Source organism: Oleiphilus sp. HI0128, from assembly GCF_001635365.1.
Map to the genome: position 1 here is coordinate 1 of NZ_LWGG01000829.1, position 4,205 is coordinate 4,205.

The following is a 4,205-nucleotide window of genomic DNA, read 5'->3' on the forward strand; positions in this document are numbered from 1 at the left end:
TAGGACAAATATATAAAATTTAAATAGACATAAACGCTTATTTGTTGGTTGAAAAGGTGCAGATAAATAGACTTAATCGCTTATTTTATCTTTTTTACGCGGTAGGTTTTCGGTGTTTCGCCTGTCCATTTTGTATAGGCGCGTGAAAAGGCTCGGGGTTCGCTGAAGTTAAGGTGCTGAGAAATTTCTGCGATAGTCAGGTTGCGCTTGGTCAGCAGCTTATTAGCGATATCGAGGCGAAGATTATCCTTGATTTGTTGATAGCTAATGCCCTCTAGGTGAAGCTTTCGGCGTAGTGTTTGTTCACTGATTCCTAATTGGCGAGAGATGACAGCGCTATTTGGAAGTTTAATTGCTTCGCTGATGTGGGTGCTCTTGGGCTCTATAAGAAGTTTGATTTGTGCTGTCAGGCTATTGTCTTCGCCGGGGATGGTAAGTAGATCTATCGGCGCGCGTGCTAGAAAGACTTTTAGGTCGCGAGTAGTTTTGATCAAAGGCTCTTCGAGATACTTCCGATGGAAGACTAAGCGGTTGAATTTGCTCTTTTGGTTAGTTTTACAGCGAAACAAGAGCTCAAATTCTTCATGATCAATGGGGGTGTAATTAATATAGGCGCCAATTAGTTTAATTGGTTTGCCAATGTACCAACTTGCAAAGCGGTGCCAAATGACGTGCCAGTACTCGATATAAAAGTGCTCGAAATCTAATTCCGGATTGTTGAACTCTGAGGTGAAATATACGTGCTCTCCTTCGACATCAAGAGAAACCTTTATTTCATTGTTGATCTGGTTATAGAAGCGAATCCCTCGATGCAATAGTTCTTCGAGGTTATGACTGTAACTGACCCATTCAGCCATGAGGGCAAAGGTTCCGAGCTTAATGGGGGTTTCAGTGAAGCCCATAAACTCGTCATTTAGGGTCTCTGCAATACTTGAATAGAGCTTGGCAACCGACTCTACCGGGAAGCGTGCTCTGGGGTTTCTGAGTTGAAGTTCGGATATTCGCGCTTGCTTTAGCAGTTGGCGAGTATCGACGCCTTTTTTTCTCGCGCCGCCTAGCGCGCTGAGGATGTAGTGAGTGCCAATGGTTGCCATGTGGTGCTAATTATCGAATCGCAAGCGGATAACAAAAAAGCCCGGTAACTACCGGGCTCTTAATTCAATGCCGAGCTGAGGCTTACAAACGCGCATCAACATCATCTTTGTCGAATAGATATTTCACATCAAAGATAACGTTATTGGTTTTGCATAGCTTACGGATTTCTGCGATACCCATTTCTTTGATCTGGTCGTGTGATACGCAAATGACTGCTGCATCGTAGTGATCTTGTTTAGGTTCGCTGATCAAGTTAAGCCCATACTCATGCTTCACCTCTTCTGCATCTGCCCAAGGGTCATAGACGTCAATATTGGCGTGGTAGCCCTGGAGCTCTGTAATAACATCAGTCACTTTGGTGTTGCGAATATCAGGGCAGTTCTCTTTAAATGTAAGCCCCATGACCAGAATGTTTGCGTCAACAACCTGAATTTTCTTCTTGGTCATAAGCTTCAATACTTTCTCGGCAACATGAGCAGACATGTTGTCGTTAATACGACGACCGGAAAGAATGATTTCTGGGTGGTAACCAATCGATTGCGCTTTATGTGTTAGGTAGTATGGGTCTACACCAATACAGTGACCGCCAACCAAGCCTGGGCGGAAGGGGAGGAAGTTCCACTTTGTGCCAGCGGCTTCGAGTACTTCCAGGGTGTCGATGCCCATTTTGTCAAAAATTAAAGAAAGCTCGTTAACGAGAGCGATGTTGACGTCACGCTGGGTGTTTTCAATAACTTTTGCGGCTTCAGCTACACGAATAGAAGCTGCTTTGTGCGTGCCGGCAACGATGATGCTTTTATAAAGGTCATCAATAAAAGTTGCCGCTTCGGGCGTTGAGCCAGAGGTAACTTTGAGAATGTTCGTGACACGGTGTTCTTTATCGCCAGGATTGATTCGTTCCGGGCTGTATCCCGCAAAGAAATCTTCATTTAGCTTCAAACCAGAGCCTTGCTCGATTAGTGGTAAACAGTCTTCTTCGGTTGCACCCGGGTAAACAGTCGACTCGTAAATAACGTAATCGCCCTTTTTGACTACTTTGCCAAGCATCTCGCTCGCTTTGATTAGCGGCGTTAGGTTTGGTGTTTTGTAGTCATCGATCGGTGTAGGAACTGTGACGATATAGACGGTAGCATTCTTGATATCATCGAGCTGGGTTGTGAAGGTGAGGTGTGTGCTCTCAGCAAGCTCTTCAGATGAGCATTCTAGTGTGCTATCAACACCTTCGCGTAACTCGTTGATGCGATCTTCTTTGATGTCAAACCCTATGGTTGGGAATTTCTTCCCAAATTCGACTGCCAGTGGCAGACCTACATAGCCCTGTCCGATAATGCAAATTTGTGTATTTGTTTCCATGGTCTCTCGATCTTTCATCAATAAATAAAAACTTTGCGCCGACTGTTTACAAATGACTTACAATGAACGCTGAAAAAAGGTGACGGATTATTGCATAATGCCGCAACTAATTCTTCAGGATAGACTGAATTCTAAGAGAATAGTAAAGGACGAAGCAGATAATTTAAAGAAATAGTCTATGATGAAAGGTGAATTCTGTATTTACGTCTTTTATCGTACAGCTGTATTATTCTCCGGCTAGGGTGTTGGTGGGGTGTTATTCTTTCGCTTAGCCGGGTTGTTTGTAGAAAATTCTCAGTTCCATTCAAGGTAATCGTTAGTGGCTCACGTACGTGTTTTAAATCATTATTTGCATAGTAAGTTTCTCGTTTTAGGGGCGGTTGAATTTTGCTTGTTGATGTTGGCGGTTGTTGCCGGTGTCGAGTTGCGAAATATGTGGGGTGCCGCGGACGAAGTAAATGTTATTCTGGAGTCACCTAAACTTCAGATGATCTCCTTTGCGGTGGTGTTGAGTGTATGCTCCCTTGCAATGGGGGTTTATACGAGTATCTATATAGAAGGCTTGACCGGGATGGCTTTGCGTACTGTTGTGAGCTATTTCTTCTTGGGTACCGCAAGCTTGACGATACTCTATTACTTGTTCCCTGTTATGTATTTAGGTCGCGGCGTTTTAGCGTTTGCGATCACCTTTTCCTTGATCTTCGTATTAGTGGTAAGGGTACTTTTTTATAAAGTCGTTGATTTGGCTCAGTTAACGCGGCGAGTTGTAATTTTTGGTGCTGGGAACACAGCTGCCAATATTATGGAGCGAATTCAAGCTAGTAAAGATGAGTCAGGGTTTCAGTTATATGGCTGTATGGCTTGTGGGCAAGGTGAGGTGGTTGTAGATTCCAGTTTATTGGTCAATGAACCTGAAGATTGGATGGCCTTTGTTAAGCAGCATAATATTAGTGAAATAGTTGTCGCGCCAGATGAGCGCCGCCGCAGTGAAGGTGGTCAGATTCCTATAGATGCACTGCTGGATTGTAAGCTCAGAGGGGTTCGTGTGACGGACCCTGTTGAGTTCATAGAGCGAGAGCTGTTGCGATTGGAAATTTCAATGCTTCGTCCTGGTTGGGCTTTGTTCTCAGATGGTTTTGTCTATTCTCAAGCACGAGATATTCTAAAGAAGTTATTTGATTTGACCGTCGCAAGCCTGATTTTATTGCTTACCTGGCCGTTTATGTTGATAACTGCCATTGCGGTTAAGCTAGAAAGTGACGGGCCAATTCTCTACAGTCAGACGCGTGTCGGGCTGAATGGAAAAGAGTTCTCTATTTATAAATTCAGAAGTATGGCTCAAGATGCGGAGAAAGACGGTAAGGCCGTTTGGGCGACTAAAAATGATGCGCGCGTAACAAAAGTGGGGGCGTTTATCAGAAATACACGTCTTGATGAATTGCCGCAGCTTTATAATGTTTTTACGGGCGATATGAGTTTTGTTGGGCCTCGTCCAGAAAGGCCTCAGTTTGTAGAAGAATTGAAAGAACAAATACCTTTTTACGATGCTCGGCATAAAGTAAAACCGGGATTGATGGGCTGGGCACAGTTAAAGTACCCCTATGGCGCGTCGGTTGACGATGCGAGAAATAAGTTAAAATATGATTTGTATTATGTTAAGAATCATAGCTTCTTTATGGATGTGTTGATTGTGATACAAACGGTTGAAGTTGTGTTGTTGGGCAAGGGTGTTCATTAAACTGTTATTGTAGTAATCA

The 4,205-nt window shown here is 43.7% G+C and carries 3 protein-coding genes; 1 reads left to right on the plus strand and 2 read right to left on the minus strand.

Annotated features, from left to right (window positions below; all coding sequences use genetic code 11):
- Positions 1-80 precede the first annotated feature (80 nt).
- On the minus strand, positions 81-1,094 hold the full coding sequence (locus tag A3763_RS12680; protein ID WP_068513982.1) for an AraC family transcriptional regulator: 1,014 nt from the start codon (positions 1,092-1,094) through the stop codon (positions 81-83).
- An 82-nt stretch (positions 1,095-1,176) separates the two neighbouring features.
- Complete coding sequence (tviB, locus tag A3763_RS12685; RefSeq protein ID WP_068513984.1) at positions 1,177-2,448, minus strand: Vi polysaccharide biosynthesis UDP-N-acetylglucosamine C-6 dehydrogenase TviB; 1,272 nt, start codon at positions 2,446-2,448, stop codon at positions 1,177-1,179.
- A gap of 319 nt (positions 2,449-2,767) precedes the next feature.
- Here tviB and A3763_RS12690 point away from each other — a divergent pair, with 319 nt between their 5' ends.
- Positions 2,768-4,186, plus strand: a complete 1,419-nt coding sequence (locus A3763_RS12690; protein ID WP_068513987.1) for a TIGR03013 family XrtA/PEP-CTERM system glycosyltransferase — start codon at positions 2,768-2,770, stop codon at positions 4,184-4,186.
- The last annotated feature ends 19 nt before the right edge of the window (positions 4,187-4,205 follow it).